The 23,887-nt window shown below is 66.2% G+C and carries 20 protein-coding genes and 1 tRNA gene; 7 read left to right on the top strand and 14 right to left on the bottom strand.

Annotated features, from left to right (window positions below; all coding sequences use genetic code 11):
- Positions 1 to 18: 18 nt before the first annotated feature.
- The 11 genes from typA to AC3A6B_RS25985 all read right to left on the bottom strand — a co-directional run bounded on the left by typA (position 19) and on the right by AC3A6B_RS25985 (position 15,210).
- On the bottom strand, positions 19 to 1,851 hold the full coding sequence (typA, locus tag AC3A6B_RS26035) for a translational GTPase TypA (protein ID WP_487839538.1): 1,833 nt from the start codon (positions 1,849 to 1,851) through the stop codon (positions 19 to 21).
- Positions 1,848 to 2,792 (bottom strand): tRNA pseudouridine(55) synthase TruB, encoded by a 945-nt coding sequence (gene truB / locus AC3A6B_RS26030; protein WP_487839537.1) that lies wholly within the window; start codon positions 2,790 to 2,792, stop codon positions 1,848 to 1,850. The genes typA and truB overlap by 4 nt, the downstream gene beginning before the upstream one ends.
- A 2-nt stretch (positions 2,793 to 2,794) precedes the next feature.
- Positions 2,795 to 3,166 (bottom strand): 30S ribosome-binding factor RbfA, encoded by a 372-nt coding sequence (gene rbfA, locus AC3A6B_RS26025; RefSeq protein ID WP_068685509.1) that lies wholly within the window; start codon positions 3,164 to 3,166, stop codon positions 2,795 to 2,797.
- Positions 3,167 to 3,283: 117 nt separating this feature from the next.
- On the bottom strand, positions 3,284 to 6,199 hold the full coding sequence (gene infB / locus AC3A6B_RS26020) for a translation initiation factor IF-2 (RefSeq protein ID WP_487839536.1): 2,916 nt from the start codon (positions 6,197 to 6,199) through the stop codon (positions 3,284 to 3,286).
- A gap of 24 nt (positions 6,200 to 6,223) precedes the next feature.
- Complete coding sequence (nusA, locus tag AC3A6B_RS26015) at positions 6,224 to 7,708, bottom strand: transcription termination factor NusA (RefSeq protein ID WP_487839535.1); 1,485 nt, start codon at positions 7,706 to 7,708, stop codon at positions 6,224 to 6,226.
- A gap of 17 nt (positions 7,709 to 7,725) precedes the next feature.
- The gene (gene rimP / locus AC3A6B_RS26010) at positions 7,726 to 8,340 is read right to left on the bottom strand and encodes a ribosome maturation factor RimP (protein WP_487839534.1); all 615 of its coding nucleotides are present in this window, start codon (positions 8,338 to 8,340) and stop codon (positions 7,726 to 7,728) included.
- Positions 8,341 to 8,500: 160 nt separating this feature from the next.
- Positions 8,501 to 9,706, bottom strand: a complete 1,206-nt coding sequence (locus AC3A6B_RS26005) for a YbfB/YjiJ family MFS transporter (RefSeq protein WP_487839533.1) — start codon at positions 9,704 to 9,706, stop codon at positions 8,501 to 8,503.
- Positions 9,707 to 9,726: 20 nt separating this feature from the next.
- Positions 9,727 to 11,349 carry an ABC transporter ATP-binding protein gene (locus AC3A6B_RS26000; RefSeq protein ID WP_487839532.1) on the bottom strand — a complete coding sequence of 541 codons (1,623 nt, stop codon included), beginning with the start codon at positions 11,347 to 11,349 and terminating at the stop codon, positions 9,727 to 9,729.
- The gene (locus tag AC3A6B_RS25995; RefSeq protein WP_487839531.1) at positions 11,346 to 12,371 is read right to left on the bottom strand and encodes an ABC transporter permease; all 1,026 of its coding nucleotides are present in this window, start codon (positions 12,369 to 12,371) and stop codon (positions 11,346 to 11,348) included. The genes AC3A6B_RS26000 and AC3A6B_RS25995 overlap by 4 nt, the downstream gene beginning before the upstream one ends.
- Position 12,372: 1 nt before the next feature.
- Positions 12,373 to 13,407: a microcin C ABC transporter permease YejB gene (locus AC3A6B_RS25990; RefSeq protein WP_487839530.1), complete on the bottom strand. Its 1,035-nt coding sequence runs from the start codon at positions 13,405 to 13,407 to the stop codon at positions 12,373 to 12,375.
- Positions 13,408 to 13,413: 6 nt separating this feature from the next.
- Positions 13,414 to 15,210 carry an extracellular solute-binding protein gene (locus tag AC3A6B_RS25985; RefSeq protein WP_487839529.1) on the bottom strand — a complete coding sequence of 599 codons (1,797 nt, stop codon included), beginning with the start codon at positions 15,208 to 15,210 and terminating at the stop codon, positions 13,414 to 13,416.
- A 37-nt stretch (positions 15,211 to 15,247) separates the two neighbouring features.
- Here AC3A6B_RS25985 and fabI point away from each other — a divergent pair, with 37 nt between their 5' ends.
- Entirely contained in the window at positions 15,248 to 16,042 is a 795-nt protein-coding gene (gene fabI, locus AC3A6B_RS25980) for an enoyl-ACP reductase FabI (protein WP_487839528.1), read from the top strand.
- Between the two features lie 82 nt (positions 16,043 to 16,124).
- Entirely contained in the window at positions 16,125 to 17,042 is a 918-nt protein-coding gene (locus AC3A6B_RS25975; protein ID WP_487839527.1) for a DNA ligase, read from the top strand.
- Positions 17,043 to 17,067: 25 nt separating this feature from the next.
- Here the strand turns inward: AC3A6B_RS25975 and AC3A6B_RS25970 are convergent, their stop codons facing one another.
- Together AC3A6B_RS25970 and AC3A6B_RS25965 are read right to left on the bottom strand one after the other, a co-directional pair.
- Positions 17,068 to 17,625, bottom strand: coding sequence for a fasciclin domain-containing protein (locus tag AC3A6B_RS25970; RefSeq protein ID WP_487839526.1), 558 nt, complete (start codon positions 17,623 to 17,625; stop codon positions 17,068 to 17,070).
- Positions 17,626 to 17,745: 120 nt separating this feature from the next.
- Entirely contained in the window at positions 17,746 to 20,043 is a 2,298-nt protein-coding gene (locus AC3A6B_RS25965; RefSeq protein ID WP_487839525.1) for an Orn/Lys/Arg family decarboxylase, read from the bottom strand.
- A gap of 110 nt (positions 20,044 to 20,153) precedes the next feature.
- Between AC3A6B_RS25965 and AC3A6B_RS25960 the strand changes: the two genes are divergently transcribed.
- The 5 genes from AC3A6B_RS25960 (at position 20,154) to AC3A6B_RS25940 (ending at position 22,617) form a co-directional block, all read left to right on the top strand.
- On the top strand, positions 20,154 to 20,579 hold the full coding sequence (locus AC3A6B_RS25960) for an NfeD family protein (RefSeq protein ID WP_487839524.1): 426 nt from the start codon (positions 20,154 to 20,156) through the stop codon (positions 20,577 to 20,579).
- A 31-nt stretch (positions 20,580 to 20,610) separates the two neighbouring features.
- Complete coding sequence (locus tag AC3A6B_RS25955) at positions 20,611 to 21,540, top strand: SPFH domain-containing protein (protein WP_487839523.1); 930 nt, start codon at positions 20,611 to 20,613, stop codon at positions 21,538 to 21,540.
- A gap of 36 nt (positions 21,541 to 21,576) precedes the next feature.
- Positions 21,577 to 21,667, top strand: a tRNA-Ser gene (locus AC3A6B_RS25950).
- 139 nt (positions 21,668 to 21,806) lie between these two features.
- Entirely contained in the window at positions 21,807 to 22,103 is a 297-nt protein-coding gene (locus AC3A6B_RS25945) for a hypothetical protein (protein WP_487839522.1), read from the top strand.
- Positions 22,104 to 22,236: 133 nt separating this feature from the next.
- Positions 22,237 to 22,617, top strand: coding sequence for a response regulator (locus AC3A6B_RS25940; protein WP_487839521.1), 381 nt, complete (start codon positions 22,237 to 22,239; stop codon positions 22,615 to 22,617).
- Between the two features lie 50 nt (positions 22,618 to 22,667).
- Here the strand turns inward: AC3A6B_RS25940 and AC3A6B_RS25935 are convergent, their stop codons facing one another.
- Complete coding sequence (locus tag AC3A6B_RS25935) at positions 22,668 to 23,882, bottom strand: branched-chain amino acid ABC transporter substrate-binding protein (RefSeq protein ID WP_487839520.1); 1,215 nt, start codon at positions 23,880 to 23,882, stop codon at positions 22,668 to 22,670.
- Between the last annotated feature and the right edge of the window lie 5 nt (positions 23,883 to 23,887).

The raw sequence follows: 23,887 nt of genomic DNA, 5'->3' as shown, positions 1-23,887 counted from the left end.
CCGTGAGACAGCGCAGTCTTAGGCGGTGTCGCGGCTGGCGCGCTTGCGCTCATGTTCCTTCAGGAAGCGCTTGCGCAGGCGCACGCTCTTGGGCGTGATCTCGACCAGTTCGTCGTCCTCGATGAATTCCACGCCGTATTCGAGCGTGAGGTCGATCGGCGGCGTGATCTTGATCGCATCTTCCTTGCCCGAGACGCGGAAGTTGGTGAGCTGCTTGGTGCGCGTGGCATTGACCACTAGGTCGTTGTCGCGGCTGTGGATGCCGACGATCATGCCTTCGTACACCGGGTCGTTGGCCCGCACGAACATGCGGCCGCGATCGTCCAGCTTGCCCAGCGCGTAGGTGAAGATCTCGCCGTCGTCCATGGAGATCAGCACGCCGTTCTTGCGGCTGCCGATCTCGCCCTTGTGCGGCTCGTAGCTGTCGAAGATGTTGGAGATCAGGCCCGAGCCGCGCGTCAGGTTCAGGAACTCGTTGGTGAAGCCGATCAGGCCGCGCGCCGGGATGCGGTACTCGAGGCGCACGCGGCCGCGGCCGTCCGGTTCCATGTTGACCAGCTCGCCCTTGCGCTCGCCCAGCGCCTGCATCACGCCGCCCTGGTGCTGGTCTTCGATGTCGGCGGTCACCAGTTCGATCGGCTCGTGCTTCACGCCGTCGACGTCGCGGAACACCACGCGCGGCTTGGAAACAGCCATCTCGTAGCCCTCGCGGCGCATGTTCTCCAGCAGGATGGTCAGGTGCAGTTCGCCGCGGCCCATGACTTCGAAGACGCCTTCTTCGTCGGTCTCCTTGACGCGCAGCGCCACGTTGTGCTGCAGCTCCTTCTGCAGGCGGTCCCAGATCTGGCGGCTGGTGACGAACTTGCCTTCGCGGCCGGCCAGCGGGCTGGTGTTGACGCAGAAGTTCATCGTCAGGGTCGGCTCGTCGACCCTGAGCATGGGCAGCGGCGCCGGATTCGCCGGGTCGGTGACGGTCACCCCGATGCCGAGGTCGGCAATGCCGTTGATCAGCACGATCTCGCCCGGACCGGCCTCGGTAGCTTGCACGCGCTCCAGGCCCTGGAAAGTCAGCACTTGGTTGACCCGGCCCTTGACGGACTTGCCGTCCGGGCCTTCCATCACGACCACATCCATCATCGGCCGGATGGTTCCGGCGTTGATGCGGCCGACGCCGATGCGACCCACGAAGGTCGAGAAGTCGAGTGCGGAGATCTGCAGCTGAAGCGGCGCTGCCGGATCTCCCGCATGGGCCGGCACGTGCTTGAGGATGGTGTCGAACAGGGCCGACATGTCGGGGCCCCATTGCTCGCCGTGCTCGCCCTCTTCCATCGACGACCAGCCGTTGATGCCCGAGGCGTAGACCACGGGGAAATCGAGCTGCTCATCCGTCGCGCCGAGCTTGTCGAACAGGTCGAAGGCGGCGTTGACCACGTAGTCGGGGCGAGCGCCCGGCTTGTCGACCTTGTTCACCACCAGGATGGGCTTGAGACCCAGGGCCAGGGCCTTCTTGGTCACGAAACGGGTCTGGGGCATCGGGCCTTCCTGGGCGTCGATCAGCAGCACCACGCCGTCCACCATGCTGAGCGCACGTTCCACCTCGCCGCCGAAGTCGGCGTGACCGGGGGTATCGACGATGTTGATGTGCGTACCTTTCCAGGTCACGGCGCAGTTCTTGGCCAGGATCGTGATGCCACGCTCCTTTTCGATGGCGTTGTTGTCCATCACGGTGTCGACCACTTTCTCGTGTTCGGCGAAGGTGCCGGACTGGCGCAGCAGTTGGTCGACCATGGTGGTCTTGCCATGGTCCACGTGGGCGATGATGGCGATGTTGCGAATCTGGTTGGTGCTCATGGTGTCGCTTCGGTCAAAAGTGTCTGCTGGATTTCGATGGGGTTCAGCAAGCGCCCCGGGATCAGTTCGCCGGCCGTGATGTGCGCCGTGCCGAGGAATGCATGCGGCTCGCGGCCGAAGACGGCGACTTCCGCTGCGTCGGGCCAATCGCCGCGACGGCGCAGGCCCGAAAGAAAGCGTGCCGCATCTTCGGCGCCGAGCATGACGCTCGTGTGGCCGGCCACCAGGGCTTCGGTCGGCAGCAGCCGCGCCAGGCGCTCTTCCTCGCCCATCGTTTCCAGCGCTTCCAGCGTCACGCATTGCGAGACTTCGAAACCGCCGGTGGCGATGCGGCGCAAGGCGGTGAGATGGGCGCCGCAGCCGAGCGCTTCGCCGATGTCCTCGCCGAGCGTGCGGATGTAGGTGCCCTTGCTCACGGTCGCGCGGATACGGATCTGGTTGTCGTTCACGCGGCCGAGCGCCAGGGTATGGATCACCACGTCGCGCGCGGCGCGTTCGACCTCGATGCCGTCGCGTGCATATTCGTAGAGCGGCTTGCCGTCCTTCTTGAGTGCGCTGTGCATCGGCGGAACCTGCCGGATCGGGCCGGTGAACTGCGCTTCGACGCGCGCCAGGTCTTCGGCCGTCACGGCCACGGGCCGGTCGGCGATCACCTCGCCTTCGGCGTCGCCGGTGGAAGTCTTGATGCCCAGCCGCGCGACGGCTTCATAGGTCTTGTCGGCATCGAGATGCAGCTGGCTGAACTTGGTCGCCGCGCCGAAGCACAGCGGCAGCACGCCGCTCGCCAGCGGATCGAGGGTGCCCGTGTGGCCTGCCTTCTCGGCGCGCAGCAGCCACTTGGCCTTCTGCAAGGCCTGGTTGCTGGAAAGACCCAGCGGCTTGTCGAGCAACAGCACCCCGTGCACAGGGCGCCGCTGCACCCGTGTGCGTGGCGCGTTCATCTTCAGTCGTCTTTGGAACGTGAAGCGACGGCCTGCGCAATCAGCGCATTCATGTCGGCCGCGCGCTCTGTCGTGCGGTCGAACTGGAAATGCAGCGTGGGCACGGTGTGGATGTGCAGGCGCTTGAAGAGCCCGTTGCGCAGGAAGCCCGCGGCCTGGTTCAGCGCCTCGGTGGTTTCCACCGGGTCGCCGACGAGCAGGCTGAAGAAGACCTTCGCATGCGCGTAGTCGGGCGTGACCTCGACCGCCTGGATCGTGACCATGCCCACCCGCGGATCCTTCAACTCGCGCGCGATCAACTCCGTCAGATCGCGCTGGATCTGATCGGCGACCTTGAAGGCGCGGTTTGGAGTTGCTGCTTTTCTCTTGGGCATTTGATCAATCACTAGCGTCGCGAGATCGGGCTCAGTGCAAGGCGCGCCGTCGCAGACAGTACCTTGGTACGGCAAGACGGCTGCAACGCGGCAATGAGCTCGATATCGCGGCGCGCCTTACAACGTACGCGCAATCTCCTTGATCTCGAAGAACTCCAGCTGATCACCCTCTTTGATGTCGTTGTAGTTCTTGAGCTTGATACCGCACTCGAAGCCTTCGCGCACTTCGCGCACGTCGTCCTTCAGGCGCTTGATCGAGTCGATCTCGCCGGTGTAGACGACCACGTTGTCGCGCAGCAGGCGGAAATGCGCGCTGCGGTTGACCGAACCCGAGGTGACCATACAGCCCGCGACCGTACCGATCTTGGAGGCCACGAACACGGTGCGGATCTCGGCCGAGCCGATGACCTCTTCGCGCCGCTCGGGTGCCAGCATGCCGGCCATCGCCGTCTTCAGCTCGTCCACGGCGTCGTAGATGATGCTGTAGTAGCTGATGCCGACGTTGTTGCCTTCGGCCAGCTTGCGCGCGCCGGCATCGGCACGCACGTTGAAGCCGATGACCATGGCCTTGGAGGCGATAGCGAGATTGATGTCCGACTCGCTGATGCCGCCCACCGCGGCGTACACGACCTGCACCTTGACCTCCTCGTTGGAGAGCTTGAGCAGGGACTGCGCGAGCGCCTCCTGCGAACCCTGCACGTCGGCCTTGATGATGATCGGCACCATCTTGACTTCGCCCGCGTTCAGGTCCGAGAACATGTTCTCGAACTTCGCGGCCTGCTGCTTGGCCAGCTTGGTGTTGCGGAACTTGCCCGCACGATAGGTCGCGATCTCGCGCGCACGGCGCTCGTCGCCCATCACCATGAACTCGTCGCCGGCCTGCGGCACTTCGGTCAGGCCCTGGATCTCGACCGGGATCGAGGGGCCGGCCGTCTTGATGGTCTTGCCGTCCTCGTCGAGCATGGCGCGCACGCGGCCGAAGGTCGAGCCGGCCAGCACCACGTCGCCGGTCTTAAGCGTGCCGGACTGCACCAGCACGGTGGCGACCGGGCCGCGGCCCTTGTCGAGCTGCGCTTCGATGACCAGGCCCTTGGCCGCGGCATCCACCGGCGCCTTGAGTTCCAGCACTTCGGCCTGCAGCAGCACCTGTTCGAGCAGGTTGTCGACGCCCTGGCCGGTCTTCGCGGAGACCGGCACGAAGGGCGTGTCGCCACCGTACTCTTCGGGCACCACTTCCTCGGCCACCAGCTCCTGCTTGACGCGCTCGAGGTTGGCATCGGGCTTGTCGATCTTGTTGATCGCGACCACGATCGGCACACCCGCCGCCTTCGCGTGCTTGATGGCTTCCTTGGTCTGGGGCATGACGCCGTCGTCCGCCGCCACCACCAGGATCACGATGTCGGTGGCCTGCGCACCGCGGGCACGCATGGCGGTGAAGGCCTCGTGGCCCGGCGTGTCGAGGAAGGACACCATGCCGCGCTCCGTCTGGACGTGGTAGGCGCCGATGTGTTGCGTGATGCCGCCGGCTTCCCCCGCGGCGACCTTGGCGCGGCGGATGTAGTCGAGCAGCGAGGTCTTGCCGTGGTCGACGTGGCCCATGACGGTCACGACCGGCGCGCGCGGCAGGGCTTCGGCCAGCTGCGCCGACACATCCTCGTCGGTGAAGGCTTCCGGATCGTCCAGTGCCGCCACCACCGCCGTGTGGCCCATGTCCTCCACGATGATCATCGCGGTGTCCTGGTCCAGCGACTGGTTGATGGTCGCCATCTGGCCGAGCTTCATCAGCTGCTTGATGACTTCCGACGCCTTGACGGCCATCTTGTGCGCGAGTTCCGACACCGTGATGGTTTCGGGCACGTGCACTTCAAGCACGCGCGCCTCCACCGGCGCGGCCTGCACGCGTTCTTCCTGGCCGCCACGGTCGTTGCCGCGGCGCCCGCGCGGGCCCCCGCGCCAGTTGCCGCGGCCGACCCCGCCGCTGGCATCGCCCCGGGTCTTGATTTCCTTCTTCTTGGCCGTGTCGCCGGCCCAGCTCGACGAGAGCTTGGCCGACTTGACTTCCTTGCCAGCACCGGCGGCGCCGGGTGCCGTCGTGCCGGGCGCGGCCGGCGCCGCCGTCCGGGCGGCGGGCGTGGCCGGCTTGTGCAGCGTTCCCTTGACCGCGGCCTTGGCTTCAGGCGCGGGCTTCTCGGGCGCCTTGTGCGGCACCAGCACGCGCGCCGGCGCATTCATCATGGCGCGAATGGCTTCCGCCTCGGCCAGGGCCTTGCGGCGGCGCTCGTCGAGGTCCTTCGCGCGCGCGGCTTCCTCGTCGGAGCGGGCCTTCGATTCGGCCGCGGCCTTGGCCTTGGCGTCTTCCTTGACCTGGGCGGCGGCAGCCTCGGCAGCGGCCTTGCGGCTGCTCACCGCCGGTGCTTCCTCGGGTGCTTCGGGGGCACCTTCGGTCACCGTGGCCGGCTTCTCCGCGGCCTTCTTGCTGCGGGCGGCCTTAGCTTCCTGCTCGGCCTGTTCGGCGCGCTCGGCCTTCTCGCGCTCGCGCGCTTCGGCCTCTTCGCGCAGGCGACGCTTCTCGACCAGTTCTTCTTCCTGGCGGCGGATCAGCTCGGCCTGGCGGCGCGCTTCTTCCTCGCGGCGTGCGAGTTCGGCTTCGTCGATGCGCGGGGCGGCGGGCGCGGCGGCCACCGGCGCCTCGGCCGGCTGCTGCGCCGGCTCGGGCGTGGCCGGGTGGCCCTCGTCACGCTGGATGAAGGTGCGCTTCTTGCGCACCTCGACCTGGATCGTGCGGGCGCGGCCGGTGGCGTCGGCCTGCTTGATCTCGCTGGTCGACTTCTTGGTCAGCGTGATCTTCTTGCGCTCCGGCTCGACCGTGCCGTGGCTGGCTTTCAGGAAGCCGAGCAGGCGCTGCTTGTCGGCCTCCGTGAGCGCATCGGTCGGGGCGGCCTTGGCCACCCCTGCGCTCTTGAGCTGGTCAAGCAGGATTTCGGGAGTCTTCTTGAGCTCGTTCGCGAACTCGGCGACAGTGGTACTGGACATATTGGTTTCGTGCCTCCATGACCGTCACTCTTGGCCTGCGAACCAGTGTTCGCGGGCTTTCAAGATGAGGTGCTTGGCGTCATCGGCGCTCTGGCCGGTGATCTCGGTGAGTTCATCGACCGCGAGGTCGGCGAGGTCGTCGCGGGTATGCACACCCGCCTCGGCCAGTTTCGGAATCAGTTCAGGATCGAGTCCTTCGAGGTCGCGCAAATTCTGCGAGACGCTCTCGACGTTCTCTTCCCGGGCGATTTCCATCGTCAGCAGCGCATCCTTGGCGCGCGAGCGCAGCTCGTTGATCGTGTCCTCGTCGAAGCTCTCGATCTCGAGCAGCTCGGAAATCGGCACGTAGGCCACTTCTTCCAGGCTGGTGAAGCCTTCGGAAATCAGGATGTCGGCGATTTCCTCGTCGACGTCGAGCTTCTCCATGAAGAGCTTGCGGCTGGCATCCGTCTCGGTCGCCTGCTTCTGGGCCGACTCGTTGGCATCCATGATGTTGATCTTCCAGCCGGTCAGGTCGGAGGCAAGCCTCACGTTCTGGCCGCCGCGGCCGATCGCGATCGCGAGGTTTTCCTCGTCGACCACCACGTCCATCGCATGCTTTTCCTCGTCGACCACGATCGACGACACGTTGGCCGGCGCGAGCGCGCCGATCACGAACTGGGCCGGATCTTCGCTCCACAGCACGATGTCGACGCGTTCGCCGGCAAGCTCGTTGGTGACCGCGTTGACGCGCGTGCCGCGCACGCCGACGCAGGTGCCGATGGGGTCGACCCGCTTGTCGTGCGAGAGCACGGCGATCTTGGCGCGCGAACCGGGGTCGCGGGCGCAGCTCTTGATCTCAAGCAGACCCTGCTCGATCTCGGGCACCTCCTGGCGGAACAGCTCGATCATGAACTCGGGCGCCGCGCGCGACAGGATGATCGGCGCGCCGCGCAGCGTAAGGTCGACCTCCATGATCATGGCCCGCACGCGGTCGCCGTTGCGCAGGTTTTCCTTGGCGATCATCTCGCTGCGGCGCAGCCGCCCTTCGACGCGGCCGGCCTCGACGATGATGTCGCCCTTGTCCAGGCGCTTGACGGTGCCGGTGAAGATCTTCTCGCCGCGCGACATGAAGTCGTTGAGCAGCATCTCGCGCTCGGCGTCGCGGATCTTCTGCAGGATCACCTGCTTGGCCGCCATCGCGCCGATTCGGCCGATCGGGACCGACTCTACCGATTCCTCGATGTATTCGTCGACCTCGATGTCGGGCATTTCTTCCTTGGCTTCGAACAGCAGGATTTCCTGGTCGGGCAGCTGCAGGCCGGCCTCGTCCGGAACGACGTGCCAGCGGCGGAAGGTCTCGTAGTCGCCGCTGTCGCGGTCGACCGCGACGCGGATGTCCACGTCGCCCTGGTAGAGCTTCTTGGTGGCTTGCGCCAGGGCGGACTCGACCGCGCCGAAGACCACGTCGCGTTCGACGTTCTTCTCGCGCGAGATCGCATCCACCAACATCAACATTTCGCGATTCATGCCACCACTCTCCTTGTTCAGTCCGACACCGTCGTGTCGGGTTTGGGCCTGCGCCCCTTGAAATCCACTATCGGCGCAAGCCGCGCCTCGCGCAGCTCGTCCAATGCAAAACCCAGCGCCTGCAGGGGTGCAGGCGCGCGCTTCTTGCTGATCTTCTGACCGGGCTTCGGCTCGGGTGCATCGCTCCAGACGATCTGCCACCCCTGCGAGCCATCGGCCCCTGCGACCCGCTCCAGCGTGCCGCGAAATTTCTTGCGGTTGGCCGCCACCTGGCCAGCCGCCGCCGCGCCCATGGGCGCCTTCAGCGTGATGTCGATCACCTCGCCGGTGAAACGTTCGAAATCCTGCTCATTGCGCAACGGTCGGTCAATACCCGGCGATGACACCTCGAGCCGCTTGTAGTCGACGCCGTCCACCTCGAGCGCGAACTGCAGCTGGCGGGTGACCTTCTCGCAGTCCTCGACGGTGACGAAAGGCTCCGGCGCACCGGCTGCAGCCGCAGCTTCAGAAATGGGGCCGCTCCAGGGCAAATCAATCGTCACGCGCAGCAGTCCTCCGGCCGAGCGTTCGATCTCGACCAGGTCGTAGCCGAGTCCGGCCACGGTTTGTTCCACTGTCTGCTGCAATGCCACGTGTCTGTATGCGCCTTCTGGTGTGCTCCCGATGCCTGCCATCGCCACCCGCCTGCGGCATCGAGAAATGCTTCGACCAATAAAAAACGGGCGGTGAGTACCCGCCCGTTTGGTCGTGAGCCTCGAATTATATGCCAAACACGTGTAAGAACGTCGGTTTCTAGGTGGCCAAAGCGCCTTCCGGCCGGCGCGACCGCCACCAGACCCACGCAAAAAGCAAGGCGCCCAACGCCAGTACCGCCGCAGCCGCCAAAAGCGGCACCGTAAACGAGCCGGTGCGCTGGGCCAGCGGCGCCGCAAACAGCGGCCCGAGGATCTGACCCACGCCGTAGGAAGCGGTCGCGTAGCCGATCAGCCCGGCCGCGGCGTTGCCGCGCAGCCGGCGCGCATCCCGCATCGCGAACAGGGTGATGGTGGTGAAAGGCATGCCCAACAGCAAGCTGCCCAGCGTGAATCCGATGATGGTGGGCCAGGCCACGGAAAGCACGACGCCCAGGGCCTGCAGCGCATAGGCGATCGCCAGCAGCAACCGGTTGTCCCAGTGGACCGGCGCCCGCGCGCCGATCAGGGCGCCCGGGACGATCGCCAGGCCGAACAGCGGCCAGAAAAAATCGGGCCAAGGCGAGCCCGGCAAGGCCTGGCGCGCGATCACCGGCAGGAAGGTCGCCGTGATGATGTAACCGAAACCCGCCAGGCCGTAGAGCCCGACCAACCAGCGCGCGTCGCTGCGCGCGGCGGCAGATTCGGCCTCGCCAGGTGCCGCAGAATCGGCGGCCGGCGCCGCGGCGTGCGCCGTTGCGCCATCGTCGAAGACGCGCCAGACCACGGCGATCGCCACCAGCGACAGCAGGCCGAGGCCGATCCAGCCCGCCTCCGAGCCCCAGCGGCCGACCGCGCCACCGACGAGGCCGGTGATGGCAATGCCGACGCCCGGCCCGGCGTAGATCACGCCCTGCAGCGTGGGGGCGCCCGTTTCCGCCAGCCGCCGCAGGCCCCAGCCGGAGGCGAAGACGAAGGCCCAGGCGCTCATGACGCCGGCCGCCGTCCGCAGCACACCCCAGAAGCTGAAGCTGTCCCACAGGCCCATGCCGAGCAGCAGCGCCGCGGTGGCGACCAGCGCTGCGCGCACCATCGTGGCCGGCTTGAGCCGGATCGCCGCGCAGGACAGCGCGCCGACGAAGTAGCCGAGGTAGTTGAGCGAGGCCAGCACCCCACCCGCCTGCAGATCCAGCTTGCCCTCGTGCAGCATGATCGGCAGCATCGGCGTGAAGGCGAAGCGGCCCAGTCCCATCGCCACCGCCAGGCTCACCATGCAGGCGAGCGCCGCGCGCCAGGCGCCGCGCCGGTCGCTTCCGATCACCGACATTTCGTGCTCTCCAGTTTTCTCTAATCTGCCAGCGCCGCCGCCACCAGCTTCTGCGTGTAGGGATGTTCAGGCGCATCGAGCACGCGGTCGACGCCGCCCGATTCGAGGATCGCTCCGTCCTTCATCACGATCACCTGGTGCGCCATTGCGCGAATCACCTCGACGTCGTGCGTGATCAGCAGGTAGCTCAGTCCCCGCTCGCGCTGCAGCCGCTGCAGCAGGCCCAGCACCTGCTTCTGGATCGTGACATCGAGTGCGCTGGTGGGCTCGTCGAGCACCAGCAGCTTCGGGTCGACGATCAGCGCCCGCGCGATCGCCAGGCGCTGGCGCTGCCCGCCCGAGAACTCGTGCGGATAGCGGTCGAGCAGCGAAGGGAACTGCGCCTCGCTCAGGCCCACGTCGGCCAGCGCAGCCAGCGCGCGCTTGCGCCGGGCCGCGGGGTCGAGCTCGGGGGCGTGCACCGTCAGGCCTTCGCCGACGATCTGCTCGACCGTCATGCGCGGCGAGAGCGACGAGAACGGATCCTGGAACACGACCTGCATCTGGCGGCGCAGCGCCCGGTCGCTGGCGCCGCCGGCGTTCCAGCGCTGGCCGGCAACGCCGAGGCTGCCGCCGTGCTTGAGCAGGCCGAGGGCCGCGAGCGCGAGGGTCGACTTGCCGGAACCGGATTCGCCGACGACGCCCAGCGTCTCGCCCTGCGCGATGCGGAAGTCGGCGCCCTGCACCGCCACGAACTCGCCCTTGCGGAACCAGCCGGCCACCCCGGGCCGCGAAACCGGGTAGCTGACGCGCAGCGCCTCGGCTTGGAGCACCGGCGGTGCGGCCTTGGCCTCTGCGGGAACGGACGGCACGTCGCGCGTCGGCCGGCTGTCGATCAGCTTGCGGGTATAGGCATGCTGCGGCGCCCCGAACACGGCCGCCACGGCGCCCTGCTCGACGATGTGGCCGTCCTCCATCACCGCCACGCGGTCGGCGAAGCGGCGCACTAGATTGAGGTCGTGCGTGATCAACAGGACCGCCATGTGGTGCTTGCGCTGCAGCTCCGCCAGCAGTTCGAGGATCTGCGCGCGCACCGTGACGTCGAGGGCGGTGGTCGGCTCGTCGGCCAGGAGCAGGCGCGGCTTGCAGGCCAGCGCCATCGCGATCATGGCGCGCTGGCGCTGGCCGCCCGAGAGCTGGTGCGGAAACGCCCTCGCCCGCCGCGCCGGCTCCGGAATGCCGGTGTCGGCCAACAGCTGCACGGCGGCTTCCTGCGCGGCGCGCGCCGGCAGGCCTTCGTGCAGCTCGAGCACCTCAGCGATCTGGTCGCCCACGGTGTAGAGCGCGTTGAGCGCGGTCATCGGCTCCTGGAAGATCATCGCGATCTCCTTGCCGCGGATGCCGCGCAGCCGGGCTTCCGGCAGCGACAGCAGGTCGCGTGTCGCGCCTGCGCCCTCCCCGCCGGCAAAGCTTGCGGCGCCCGAAATATCGGCGTTCTGCACCAGTCGCAGCAGGCTGAGTGCCGTGACGGTCTTGCCCGAACCCGATTCGCCGACCAGCGCCAGCTTCTCGCCTTCGGCAATGCTGAAGTCGATGCCGTGCACGACCTCCTTGCCGCCGAAGGCGACGCGCAATCCGCGGACGTCCAGCAAGGGCGTGCTCATTTTTCGGCCTTCCTGGGATCGAGCGCATCGCGCAGCGCGTCGCCCATGAAGGTCAGCAGCATCAGCGTGAGCACCAGCACGCCGAAGGTGGAGAGCGAGATCCACCAGGCGTCGATGTTGGCCTTCCCCTGGCTCAGCAGCTCGCCGAGCGAGGGCGTTCCCGGCGGTACGCCGAGGCCCAGGAAATCGAGCGAGGTGAGCGCCAGGATGGCCGCGCTCATGCGAAACGGCAGGAAGGTGACGACCGGCACCATGCTGTTGGGCAGGATGTGGCGCCACATGATCTGCAGATTGCCGACGCCGAGCGCGCGCGCGGCTCGCACGTAGTCCATCTGCCGGTTGCGCAGGAACTCGGCGCGCACGTAGTCCGACAGGCCCATCCAGCCGAACAGGCTCAGCAGGATCAGCAGCAGCGCGACGCTGGGCGCGAACACGGCGCTGAAGATGATCAGCAGGTACAGCTCCGGCATCGAGCCCCAGATCTCGATGAAGCGCTGGAACGCGAGGTCGGTCTTGCCGCCGAAGAAGCCCTGGATCGCGCCCGTGACGATGCCCAGCACCACGCCGATGACGGTCAGCGCCAGCGCGAACAGCACGCTCACGCGGAAGCCGTAGATCAGCTGGGCCAGCAGGTCGCGGCCGCGATCGTCGCTGCCGAAGAAGTTCTCGCTGGAAGGCGCGGCCGGGTTCGGCGATTTCGCGAAGTAGTTGAGCGTCTTGGGGCCGTAGGGATTGGGCGCATAGATCGCCCAGTTGCCGCCTTGCGTGATGCGCTCGCGGATGAAGGGGTCGAGGTAGTCGGCCGGCGTCTCGAAGTCGCCGCCGAAGGTTTTTTCGGAGTAGTCGCGCAGCACCGGGAAGTAGGTCTGCCCTTCGTAGCGCACCACCAGCGGCTTGTCGGTCGAAAGCAGTTCGGCGAACAGGCTCAGCACCACCAGGATGGTGAAGAGCACGAGGCTCCAGAAGCCGAGCTTGTTGCGCTTGAAGCGCATCCAGGCCCGGCGGCCGGGCGAAATGGTCACCCTAGTCAAACTTCACCCTCGGATCGACCAGCACGTAGCAGAGGTCGGAAATCAGCTTGGTCACCAGCCCGATCAGCGTGAAGAGATAGAGCGTTCCCAGCACCACCGGGTAGTCGCGCCGGATCACGCTCTCGTAGCTCAGGAGGCCGAGCCCGTCGAGCGAGAACAGCGTCTCGATCAGCAGCGAGCCGGTGAAGAAGGCGCCGATGAAGGCGGCCGGGAAGCCGGTGATGATCGGGATCAGGGCATTGCGGAACACGTGCTTCCACAGCACCTGGCGCTCGGCCAGGCCCTTGGCGCGCGCGGTCAGCACGTACTGCTTGCGGATTTCCTCGAGGAAGGAGTTCTTGGTCAGCATCGCGGTCACGGCAAAGCTGCCGAGCACCATCGCCGTCACGGGCAGCGCGATGTGCCACAGATAGTCGACCACCTTGGCGCCCCAGCTCAGGCTGTCCCAGTTGGGGGATGTCAGGCCGCGCAGCGGGAACCACTGCAGCTGCCCGCCGAAGACCACCAGCAGAGCGACGCCGAGCACGAAGCCCGGAATGGCATAGCCGATCAGCACGATCAGGGTGGTGACGAAATCGAATCGCGAGCCGGCCCGCACCGCTTTCGCCACCCCGAGCGGCACGGCAATGAGGTAGCTGATGAAGAAGGTCCAGAGGCCCAGGCTGATCGAGACCGGCAGCTTTTCCTTGACCAGTTCCCAGACGTCCTTGTGCTGGTAGAAGCTGGTGCCCAGATCGAAGCGCGCGAAGGACTTGAGCATCAGCCAGAAGCGTTCGGCCGGCGGCCTGTCGAAGCCGTAGAGCTTCTTGATCTCCTCGACGCGCTTCTCGTCCAGTCCCTGCCGGCCCCGGTAGCCGGCGCCGGAAGTGGCCGCGCGTTCGCCGCCCGAGTCGCGGCCCTGCAACTGCGCCACCATCTGTTCGACCGGGCCGCCCGGCACGAATTGGACCGTGACGAAGGTCAGCAGCAGCACGCCGAACAAGGTCGGAACCATCAGCAGCAGGCGCTTGAGGATGTAGCTGGCCATGGCTTCCTATTTGTTCGAAGGCGACGCCCACCAGGTGCTCATGGCCCAGGTGTCGGCCTGGTAGTAAGGCGGTATCACATCCGGCAGCACGAAGGGCCGGGGCCGGTAGCCGATCAGGAAGGCGTCGCCGTAGTACTGCGGCACCGAGTAGTGGCCGTGGGAGAGCACGCGGTCCAGCGAGCGCATCGCGGCGCTAAGTTCGGGCCGGGTGGTGGCGCCGACCACCTTCTGCAGCAGCGCATCGACCGCGGGATCGGCAATGCCCCAGATGTTCGAGGAGCCGTGGGTGGCTGCCGCCTTGGAGCCGAAGAACTCCAGCAGTTCGCCGCCCGGTGCCGTGGTTCCGGGCAGCCGCACGGACGTCATCTCGAAGTCGAAGTTGTCCATGCGCTGTTGCGAGAGCGAGAAGTCCACCGTGCGGAAGCTCATCTGGATGCCGAGCTTCAGCAAGGCCGTCTGCAGCGGCGTCACGACGCGGATCAGCGAAGGCTGGTCGTTCAGGAACTCGATCGTGAAGATCTCGTTCTTCTCGTTGCGCAGAGCGCCGTCCCGGTAGCTCCAGCCGGCCTCGGCCAGCAGCGTGCGCGCGCGGCGCAGGTTCTCGCGCAGGCTGCCCGGCGGGGCCGTGCTCGGCGAGATCACGGCCGGGCCGAAGACTTCGGGCCGCAGCTTGTCGCGCAGCGGTTCGAGCAGCGCCAGCTCGTCCGGCTTGGGCAGCCCTTCGGCATGGAACTCGCTGTTCGGGTAGTAGCCCTGCACGCGCTTGTACAGGCCGTAGAAGAGCTGCTTGTTGAGCCACTCGAAATCGAACGCGAGTCCGATCGCCTGTCGCACCCGGATGTCCTTGAACTTCGCGTTGCGCAGGTTGAACACATAGCCCTGGAAGTCGCCGGGGTTCTGGTTCTCGAAAGCGCGCTTCTTGATCTCGCCGGAGCTGAACTGCTTGCCCGTGTATTGTCGCGCCCAGTTGCGCGAGGTGAACTCGCGCATGAAGTCGAATTCGCCGGCCTTGAGGCCTTCGAAGCGCGCGGTGTCGTCCAGGTAGATCTTGAAGGTGACGCGATCGAAGTTGAAGAGACCCTTGCGCACCGGGAGCTCGGCGCCCCAGTAATTCGGGTCGCGGGTGTAGGTGATGTCGCGGCCCATGCGCGGGTTGGCGATCTTGTACGGGCCCGAGCCGACCGGCACCTCGGTCGTGACCTGGTCGAAAGGCTTGCCCGCGCCCCAGGCCCGGCTGAACACCGCCATGCCGCCCACGACCAGCGGCAGTTCGGGATTGGGATTGGCGAAGTCGAAACGCACCGTGCGCTCGCCGACGGCCTTGACGCCTTTCACTTCGGCATAGATGGTGCGGAACTGGGGCGCCGCCAGCGGCCCGGTGAGCGTGGTGAAGGAGTGCACGACGTCGGCCGCAAGCACCGGCGAACCGTCGTTGAAGCGCGCCTTGGGGTGGATGCGGAAGGTGGCGGAGCGCTTGTCGGGCGCCACATCGACATCCTCGGCCAGCAGCCCATAGGCCGTTGTCGGTTCCTCGGAGTTGCCGGTCAGCAGACTCTCGAACATGAGCGCGCCCATGCCGTACGGCGCCGTGCCCTTGAGCGTGAACGGATTGAACTTGTCGAAGTTGGTAGGCCGCGTCGGCGGCACCATGCGGATCTCGCCGCCCTTGGGCGCATTCGGGTTCACGTAGCCGAAATGCGTGAAACCCGGCGGGTACTTGATATCGCCGAACTGCGCGTACGCATGGGCCGCCCACGAGGGGGCTGCCGAGAGCGCCAACACCAGAAGCAGCCAAGCTCGCATGCGAGAATTCTGCACAAGATTTTCACGAGGTCGCTTTATGGGCTTTCTTTCCGGTAAAAAATTCCTGATCACGGGCGTGCTGAGCAACCGTTCCATCGCCTACGGCATCGCCAAGGCGTGCCATCAACAGGGCGCCGAACTCGCATTCAGCTACGTCGGCGAACGCTTCAAGGATCGCATCACCGAGTTTGCGGCCGACTTCGACTCGAAGCTCGTCTTCGATTGCGACGTGGGCGACGATGCCCAGATCGCCAAGCTCTTTGCCGATCTCTCGCAGACCTGGCCCACCTTCGACGGCTTCGTCCACAGCATCGGCTTCGCGCCGCGCGAGGCGATCGCCGGCGATTTCCTCGACGGCCTGTCGCGCGAGGCCTTCAAGGTCGCTCACGACATCAGCGCCTACAGCTTTCCGGCCATGGCCAAGGCGGCCCTGCCCTATCTCAACGACAAGTCGGCGCTGCTCACGCTGACCTACCTGGGGGCGCTGCGCGTGCTGCCCAACTACAACACCATGGGCCTGGCCAAGGCCTCGCTCGAGGCCTCCGTGCGCTACCTCGCGGAGTCGCTGGGCCCCAGGGGCATGCGCGTCAACGGCATCAGCGCCGGCCCGATCAAGACGCTGGCGGCCAGCGGCATCAAGGGCTTCGGCAAGATCCTCTCGGTGGTGGCCGAGGTCTCGCCGATCCGCCGCAACGTGACCATCGAGGAAGTGGGCAACGTGGCCGCCTTCCTGATGAGCGACCTCGCCAGCGGCGTGACGGCCGAGATCACCTATGTCGACGGCGGCTTCAGCCATGTCGTCGGCGGCATCGCCGAGCCGGCCGAGGGCTGAGCCTGTCCCCACCGGCGCAGGCCGCCGGCAGCAACTCTCATAATTCCCCGGCTTGTCAATAAAACATGTCGGGGAGTCGAGCATGAGTTTTCGCATTCATTCGGGCCGCGCCTTGCAGGCGCCTGCCGGGCCGTCGCGCCGAGCGCTGATGCTCGGCGCCGTGGCCGCCACATGCACCTTGTGGGCCCCGTCCGGGGTCTTGGCGCGCGACAGAGCGGCCCCGCCTCTGATGCTCGCCGAGGTGTACCGCCGCGGCATGCCGCTCGACGACCACTGGGTCAGCGAGAAATACGACGGCGTGCGCGGCTACTGGGACGGCAAGCAGCTCTGGACGCGCGGCGGCGAGCGCATCATCGCGCCGCCCTGGTTCACCGCCTCGCTGCCCGCCGTGCCGATGGACGGCGAGCTGTGGGCCGGCCGCGGCCGCTTTGCGCAGGCGGTGTCCACGGTGCGCAGCCAGACGCCGAACGATGCGGCATGGCACGAGCTGCACTTCATGGTCTTCGATCTGCCCGCGCAGCCGGGCGACTTCACGGCCCGTCTCACCGTCCTGCGAAAGCTGCTGCCGATCACGGATGCGCCCTGGCTGGTGCCGGTCCCGCAGCAGCGCGCAACGACGCACGAGTCGCTCCAGGCATTGCTCGACAAGACGGTGCGCATGGGCGGCGAGGGCTTGATGCTGCACCGAGGTGCTTCGCTCTACCGCGCCGAACGCAGTGCCGATCTGCTCAAGGTCAAACCCTACGACGATGCGGATGCGCGCGTGCTGGCGCATGTTCCCGGCCGCGGCAAGCATGCGGGCCGAATGGGCGCGCTGCTGGTCGAGACGCCCGAGGGCAAGCGCTTCAAGCTCGGCAGCGGCTTCAGCGATGCCCAGCGCAAGGAGCCACCGGCTGTCGGCAGCTGGGTGAACTATCGCTACAACGGCACGAACCCCGGCGGCCTACCGAGGTTCGCGCGCTTTCTGCGGGTGCGGGAAGAGCTCGCGTCCTCGTCCTGACCGAGGCTCCCCGCGTGCTGCTGTCCTACTTGGGCAGCAGCACCTTGTCGACGACATGGATCACGCCGTTGGACTGGTACACGTCGGCCGTGCTGACGGTGGCCCAGCCGCCGTTCTCGTCGCCGACCATGATCTTGCCGCCGCTCGCCTTGGCCGTCAGCGTGCCGCCGGCCACGGTCTTGAGCGTGGCCATGCCCTTGCCGTCCATGATCTGCCCGCCGAGCGCGGCGGCATCCAGCCTGCCGGGCACCACGTGGTAGGTCAGGACGGTCGTCAGCTTGCCCTTGTTCTCGGGCTTGAGCAGCGTGTCGACCGTGCCGGCAGGCAAGGCGGCGAAGGCCGTGTTGGTCGGCGCGAACACGGTGAAAGGGCCCGGCCCCTTTAGGGTCTCGACCAGGCCGGCTGCCTTGACGGCCGCGACCAGCGTGGTGTGGTCCTTGGAGTTGACGGCGTTGTCGATGATGTCCTTGGTGGCGAACATCGGCGCGCCGCCGACCATGACCTGCGCGACGGCCGAGGCCGCTGCAGCGGCCATCGAAACGGCCAGGGTGAGGGATGCAAGGCGATGGAATCTGCGGTTCATGAATGGCTCCTCTGGGATTGAAGCCGCCGCAGAAAGCGCGGCGGCTGCAACCAATACGAGGAGTCCGCCGAAGCGGATTCAAGGCACCGCGCGCAATCCTGCGCCTGGGCCGATTTTTCTTCAGTCGGCGTTGCGGACGCAGTCTGCGTAGTAGCGCTTCTTGCCGTTCTCGTCGATGCGCGCCACCAGGCCGTGGATGTCGGTCTCGAAGCCCGGGCATTCGGTGTTGAACTGCCGCGCGAACTTGAGATAGTCGACGATCTTCTTGTTGAACACCTCGCCCGGGATGAGCAGCGGAATCCCCGGCGGGTACGGCGTGATCAGGCTGGTGGTGATGCGGCCTTCGAGCTCGTCGATCTCCACGCGCTCGGTCTTGCGATGGGCAATGTGCGCGTAGGCGTCGCTCGGCTTCATGGCCGGCGTCAGGTCGCTCAGGTACATCTCGGTGGTCAGCCGCGCGACGTCGTAGCGCGCATAGAGCTGGTGGACGTGCTGGCACAGGTCGCGCAGGCCGAGGCGCTCGTAGCCCGGATGCTGCTGGCAGAACTCGGGCAGGATGCGCCACATCGGCTGGTTGCGCGCGTAGTCGTCCTTGAACTGCTGCAGCGCGGTGAGCAGCGTGTTCCAACGGCCCTTGGTGATGCCGATCGTGAACATGATGAAGAAGCTGTAGAGCCCCGTCTTCTCGACGATCACGCCGTGCTCGGCCAGGAACTTGGTGACGATGCTGGCGGGAATACCGGTCTCGGCAAACTTGCCCTGCAGGTCCAGGCCCGGCGTCACGATGGTCGACTTGATCGGGTCGAGCATGTTGAAGCCGTCGGCCAGCTTGCCGAAGCCGTGCCAGTTGCGCGAACCGTTCTTGCCGTTCGTGCCGGTGCGCGATTCGCCTTCCATGATCCAGTCGCTCGCGCGGCCGATGCCCTCTTCGACCAGCTTCTCGGGTCCCCAGACCTTGAACCACCACTCGTCCGCGCCGAACTCGGCTTCGACCTTGCGCATCGCGCGGCGGAAGTCCAGCGCTTCGAGGATGCTCTCTTCCACCAGCGCGGTGCCGCCGGGCGGCTCCATCATCGCGGCGGCCACGTCGCAGCTGGCGATGATCGCGTACTGCGGGCTGGTCGACGAATGCATCAGGTAGGCCTCGTTGAACAGGTCGCGGTCGAGCGCGCGGTTCTGCGAATCCTGCACCAGCACGTGGCTGGCCTGGCTGATGCCGGCCAGGAGCTTGTGGGTCGACTGCGTCGCGAACACCAGCGACTCCTTGGGGCGCACGCGCCGCTTGCCCATGGCGTGGTAGGCGCCGTAGAACGGATGGAAGGCCGCGTGCGGCAGCCAGGCCTCGTCGAAATGCAGCGTGTCGACGTAGCCGTCGAGCATGCCCTTGATGGTTTCGGTGTTGTAGATCACCCCGTCGTAGGTCGACTGGGTGAGTGTCATCACGCGCGGCTTGACCCGGTCGGCATCCACGTGCGAGAGCAGCGGATTGGCGCGGATCTTGGCCTTGATGGCTGCCGGCTCGAACTCGCTCTTCGGGATCGGGCCGATGATGCCGAAGTGGTTGCGCGTCGGCTTCATGAAGACGGGAATGGCGCCGGTCATGATGATCGCGTGCAGGATCGACTTGTGGCAGTTGCGGTCGACCACCACCACGTCGTCGGGCGCCACCGTGTGGTGCCACACCATCTTGTTGCTGGTGCTGGTGCCGTTGGTCACGAAGAAGCAATGGTCGGCATTGAAGATGCGCGCCGCATTGCGCTCGCTGGCCGCCACCGGGCCGGTGTGATCCAGCAGCTGGCCGAGTTCCTCGACCGCATTGCAGACGTCGGCGCGCAGCATGTTCTCGCCGAAGAACTGGTGGAACATCTGGCCCACCGGGCTCTTCAGGAAGGCCACCCCGCCCGAGTGGCCCGGGCAATGCCAGGAGTACGAGCCGTCTTCCGCGTAGTCGATCAGCGCCTTGAAGAACGGCGGCTGCACGCCTTCGAGGTAGCTCTTGGCTTCGCGGATGATGTGACGGGCCACGAACTCCGGCGTGTCCTCGAACATGTGGATGAAGCCGTGCAGCTCCCGCAGGATGTCGTTCGGGATGTGGCGCGAGGTCTTGGTCTCGCCGTAGATGTAGATCGGCACGTCGGCGTTCTTGCGCCGCACCTCGCCGATGAAGTTGCGCAGGTTCAGCACCGCCGGGTCGAGGTCGGGGCCGACGGTGAACTCCTCGTCGTCGATCGACAGGATGAAGGCGCTGGCGCGGCTTTGCTGCTGGGCGAACTGGCTCAGGTCGCCGTAGCTCGTGACGCCCAGCACTTCGAAGCCTTCTTTCTCGAAAGCCTGCGCCAGGGCGCGGATGCTGAGCCCCGAGCTGTTCTCGGAGCGGAAGTCCTCGTCGATGATGACGATGGGAAAGCGGAATTTCATGAGCGCGGCTCCGGACTGGCAAATAGGCGCGAAGTGTACGGAATTCAGATGAAGGAACTGGTCGGCTTTTGACTCAGAATGTCGTGCCTTCAATAAAGAGAGGAGTCGTCATGGCGAGTTCCACCGTCTGGTGGTTGATTGCGGGAGGGGCCATCGTGCTGGAGCTGCTCTCCGGCACGGTCTACCTGCTGCTGCTGAGCGCGGGCTTCGCCGCGGCGGCGATTGCAGCCCATGCGGGCGCCAGCCTGACCACCCAGCTGGTGGTCGCGGCGGTGGTCGGGGTGGGCGCCGTGCTCATCTGGCACATCATCCGCCGTCGGCGGCCGGCCGAGCCGTCGACCGCCGCCAACCGCGACGTCAACCTGGATATCGGCGAGAGCGTCTACGTCGACGCCTGGAATCCCGACGGCACCGCCACCGTGCGCTACCGCGGCGCGCAATGGACCGTGGTGCCCCGCGCCGGAAGCACGCCCTCGATCGGCGAGCACCGCGTGGCCGAGGTGGTCGGCAGCCGCCTGGTCGTCGACAAGATCTGACAAGCAACAAGAACCCCCAAAGGAAGCATTCATGGACCTCGCAATCCCCGTCGTCATCCTGGTCATCGCGATCATCGTCATCAGCCAGTCGATCAAGTTCGTGCCGCAGCAGAACGCCTGGGTGCGCGAACGCCTGGGCAAGTACCACAACACGATGACGCCCGGGCCCAACTTCCTGATCCCGTTCATCGACAAGGTGGCCTACAAGCACAGCCTGAAGGAAATCCCGCTCGACGTGCCGAGCCAGATCTGCATCACGCGCGACAACACGCAGCTGCAGGTCGACGGCATCCTGTACTTCCAGGTGACCGACCCGATGCGCGCGAGCTACGGCTCGTCGAACTACATCGTGGCCGTCACCCAGCTCGCGCAGACCTCGCTGCGCAGCGTGATCGGCAAGCTCGAGCTCGACAAGACCTTCGAGGAGCGCGACATCATCAACGCCCAGGTGGTGGCCGCCATCGACGAAGCCGCGCTGAACTGGGGCGTGAAGGTGCTGCGCTACGAGATCAAGGACCTGACGCCGCCGAAGGAGATCCTCCAGGCCATGCAGCGCCAGATCACGGCCGAGCGCGAAAAGCGGGCGCTGATCGCGGCCTCCGAAGGCCGCCGCCAGGAGCAGATCAACATCGCCACCGGCGAGCGAGAAGCCTTTATCGCCCGCTCCGAGGGCGAGAAGCAGGCGCAGATCAACAACGCGCAGGGCGAGGCGGCAGCCATCACCGCGGTGGCCGAGGCAACCGCCGGCGCCATCGAACGCGTGGCGGCCGCGATCCGGCAGCCGGGCGGCGAACAGGCCGTGCAGCTCAAGGTGGCCGAGCGCGCGGTCGATGCCTACGGCAAGGTCGCGGCCGACGCCGCGACCACGCTGATCGTGCCGAGCAACATGACCGAGACCGCCGCGCTCATCGCCTCGGCGATGCGCATGGTGCAGGCCGGAAAGACATCGAGCACCGCATGAGATCGGCCCGCTCCCGCTGCTACAATCGCGGGCTTCGGAGCGGTGGATGAGCGGTTTAAGTCGCACGCCTGGAAAGCGTGTGAGGGTTAATAGCCCTCCGCGGGTTCGAATCCCGCCTGCTCCGCCAGGAAAAACCGATCCAGTCCCTTCCCATCGCACATGGGAGTCGTCTTGAAAGCCCCGCACCCCGGGGCTTTTTCGTTTGGGGTGTCGGGCGACAGAGTACCATCGCCTTACTTTTTCCTATCCCCAGACAAGGAGCTCGGATGGCCGGACAAAGCAAACCCGAGCGGGCCGCAGCGGCGCTCGATCAGACGCTCCAGAAGACCGAAGCGGTGGCTGCCGAAGTGCAGCGCGCATCGGACGACCTGGCCGTCATCAACACGGTGCTGGAACAGGAGCTTCCGGACGAAGTGCAGGTGGGCGACGTCGCGCAGGCCATCGAACACACCGGCCAGCTCGAAAAGAAGCTGGCCGAGTCGGCCGAGACGCTCGCTGAAGTCAACGCCACCTTGGCGGAAGAGATCGAGAAGCGAACCGAGAGGGAGCGCAACGCTGGCTGAGGCATTCGGCCCGGCTCGCTTCGGCGGTCGAGTGTCCGTCTGCTTTCTCCTACGCAATGAGTTGGCGGCTGTCGCTAGGCACCCGGGATGCGCGCCGCGCTAGTCTGAGCCTTCTCTACAGCCCGGAAAGCACATGGCCCTTTTCACCTTCCTCGTTGAAGACAACAGGACCATCCGGGACAACCTGATTCCGGCCCTGGAGGATCTGGTGCATGCCCGGATCGTCGGTGCGGCCGAGACCGAGAAGGACGCGATCGATTGGCTGACCTCCCATGCGAGCGAATGGCAGTTGCTGATCGTGGACCTGTTCCTCAGGGAGGGCTCCGGTCTGGGCGTGCTGCGGAACTGCAGGGGGCGTACGCCGGTGCAGCGCGCCGTGGTCCTCAGCAACTACGTCAACGCGGACATCCGCGCACGCTGCATGGCGCTCGGTGCGGACGCCGTGTTCGACAAGTCGAAGGAACTCGATGCCTTCTTCGACTACTGCAACGATGCCGGCCGCTCGACACCATGAAATGAAAAAAGGGCCCGAAGGCCCTTTTTTCATTCTGGCAAGCGGACTTCTCAGCTCGCGCCACGCACCACGGCGATCTGCGTGCGCGCACCACCCTTGTAGGTGTAGAGCGTCAGCGCACCGTTCTTGATGTCGCCCTTTTCGTCGAAGGCGATCGGGCCGGTCACGCCCTTGTACTGGATCTTGCCGAGTTCGGGCAGGTACTTGGCCGGGTCGGAAGAACCAGCCTTGACCATCGCTTCGGCCAGCACGTTGACCGCGTCGTAGACATACGGTGCATAGATCTGCACGTCGACGCCGTTCTTGGTCTTGAACTTGGTCTTGAAGTCTTCGAGCGGCTGCTTGAAGTCGCCTTCGACGCCGCCTGCTTCCGCGCAAACGACCATTTCCTCGCCGATCGCATCGCCGGCCAGCTTGGCCAGTTCGCCGGTGCACAGGCCGTCGCCGCCCATGAACTTGACGTTCATGCCGAGCTGCTTGACCTGCTTGAGCATCGGGCCGCCCACGGCGTCCATGCCGCCGAAGAACAGCACGTCGGGCTTGGCACCCTTGAGCTTGGTCAGGATGGCGTTGAAGTCGGTCGATTTGTCGGTCGTGAACTCGTGGCCGACGATGTTGCCGCCGGCGGCCTTGGCGGCCTTCTCGAACTCTTCCGCCACGCCCTGGCCGTAAGCGGTACGGTCGTCGATCACGGCGATGTTCTTGCCCTTGAGCGTTTCGACCGCGTACTTGCCAAGTGTGCCGCCGAGCTGCGTGTCGTCAGCCACCACGCGGAAGGTGGTCTTGAAGCCCTGGCGGGTGTACTTGGGGTTGGTCGCCGAAGGCGAGACCTGCGGAATGCCGGCATCGCTGTAGAGCTTGGAAGCCGGGATGGTGGTGCCCGAGTTCAGGTGCCCGACGATGCCGTTGACCTTGCTGTCGACCAGCTTCTGGGCCACCGCGGTGCCCTGCTTCGGGTCGGCGGCGTCGTCTTCGGCCAGCAGTTCGAACTTGGCAACCTTGTCGCCGATCTTGATGCCCTTGGCATTGAGGTCTTCGATGGCCATGCGTGCGCCCAATTCGTTGTCCTTGCCGAGGTGGGCGATGGCGCCGCTGGTCGGGCCCACATGGCCGATCTTGACCACCAGTGCATCGGCCGGAGGTGCGGCGGGCGCAGGTGCCGCTGCGGTCGGGGCGGGAGCGGCGGGTGCAGCCGCTTCTTCCTTCTTGCCGCAAGCCACGAGCGTGAGAGCAGCCAGTGCGACCGCAGTCCATTTCAATTGCATGGGAA

It is taken from the genome of Variovorax sp. Soil_C_33, from assembly GCF_057656935.1.
Note: the sequence above shows the minus strand (reverse complement) of the source record. Positions and strands in the feature narration are given on the sequence as shown.

Coding starts and splice junctions, on each gene's coding strand:
- typA (WP_487839538.1), bottom strand. CDS start 1,851: ATGAGCACCAACCAGATTCGCAACATCGCCATCATCGCCCACGTGGAC.
- truB (WP_487839537.1), bottom strand. CDS start 2,792: ATGAACGCGCCACGCACACGGGTGCAGCGGCGCCCTGTGCACGGGGTG.
- rbfA (WP_068685509.1), bottom strand. CDS start 3,166: ATGCCCAAGAGAAAAGCAGCAACTCCAAACCGCGCCTTCAAGGTCGCC.
- infB (WP_487839536.1), bottom strand. CDS start 6,199: ATGTCCAGTACCACTGTCGCCGAGTTCGCGAACGAGCTCAAGAAGACT.
- nusA (WP_487839535.1), bottom strand. CDS start 7,708: ATGAATCGCGAAATGTTGATGTTGGTGGATGCGATCTCGCGCGAGAAG.
- AC3A6B_RS26005 (WP_487839533.1), bottom strand. CDS start 9,706: ATGTCGGTGATCGGAAGCGACCGGCGCGGCGCCTGGCGCGCGGCGCTC.
- AC3A6B_RS26000 (WP_487839532.1), bottom strand. CDS start 11,349: ATGAGCACGCCCTTGCTGGACGTCCGCGGATTGCGCGTCGCCTTCGGC.
- AC3A6B_RS25990 (WP_487839530.1), bottom strand. CDS start 13,407: ATGGCCAGCTACATCCTCAAGCGCCTGCTGCTGATGGTTCCGACCTTG.
- AC3A6B_RS25985 (WP_487839529.1), bottom strand. CDS start 15,210: ATGCGAGCTTGGCTGCTTCTGGTGTTGGCGCTCTCGGCAGCCCCCTCG.
- fabI (WP_487839528.1), top strand. CDS start 15,248: ATGGGCTTTCTTTCCGGTAAAAAATTCCTGATCACGGGCGTGCTGAGC.
- AC3A6B_RS25975 (WP_487839527.1), top strand. CDS start 16,125: ATGAGTTTTCGCATTCATTCGGGCCGCGCCTTGCAGGCGCCTGCCGGG.
- AC3A6B_RS25970 (WP_487839526.1), bottom strand. CDS start 17,625: ATGAACCGCAGATTCCATCGCCTTGCATCCCTCACCCTGGCCGTTTCG.
- AC3A6B_RS25965 (WP_487839525.1), bottom strand. CDS start 20,043: ATGAAATTCCGCTTTCCCATCGTCATCATCGACGAGGACTTCCGCTCC.
- AC3A6B_RS25960 (WP_487839524.1), top strand. CDS start 20,154: ATGGCGAGTTCCACCGTCTGGTGGTTGATTGCGGGAGGGGCCATCGTG.
- AC3A6B_RS25955 (WP_487839523.1), top strand. CDS start 20,611: ATGGACCTCGCAATCCCCGTCGTCATCCTGGTCATCGCGATCATCGTC.
- AC3A6B_RS25945 (WP_487839522.1), top strand. CDS start 21,807: ATGGCCGGACAAAGCAAACCCGAGCGGGCCGCAGCGGCGCTCGATCAG.
- AC3A6B_RS25940 (WP_487839521.1), top strand. CDS start 22,237: ATGGCCCTTTTCACCTTCCTCGTTGAAGACAACAGGACCATCCGGGAC.
- AC3A6B_RS25935 (WP_487839520.1), bottom strand. CDS start 23,882: ATGCAATTGAAATGGACTGCGGTCGCACTGGCTGCTCTCACGCTCGTG.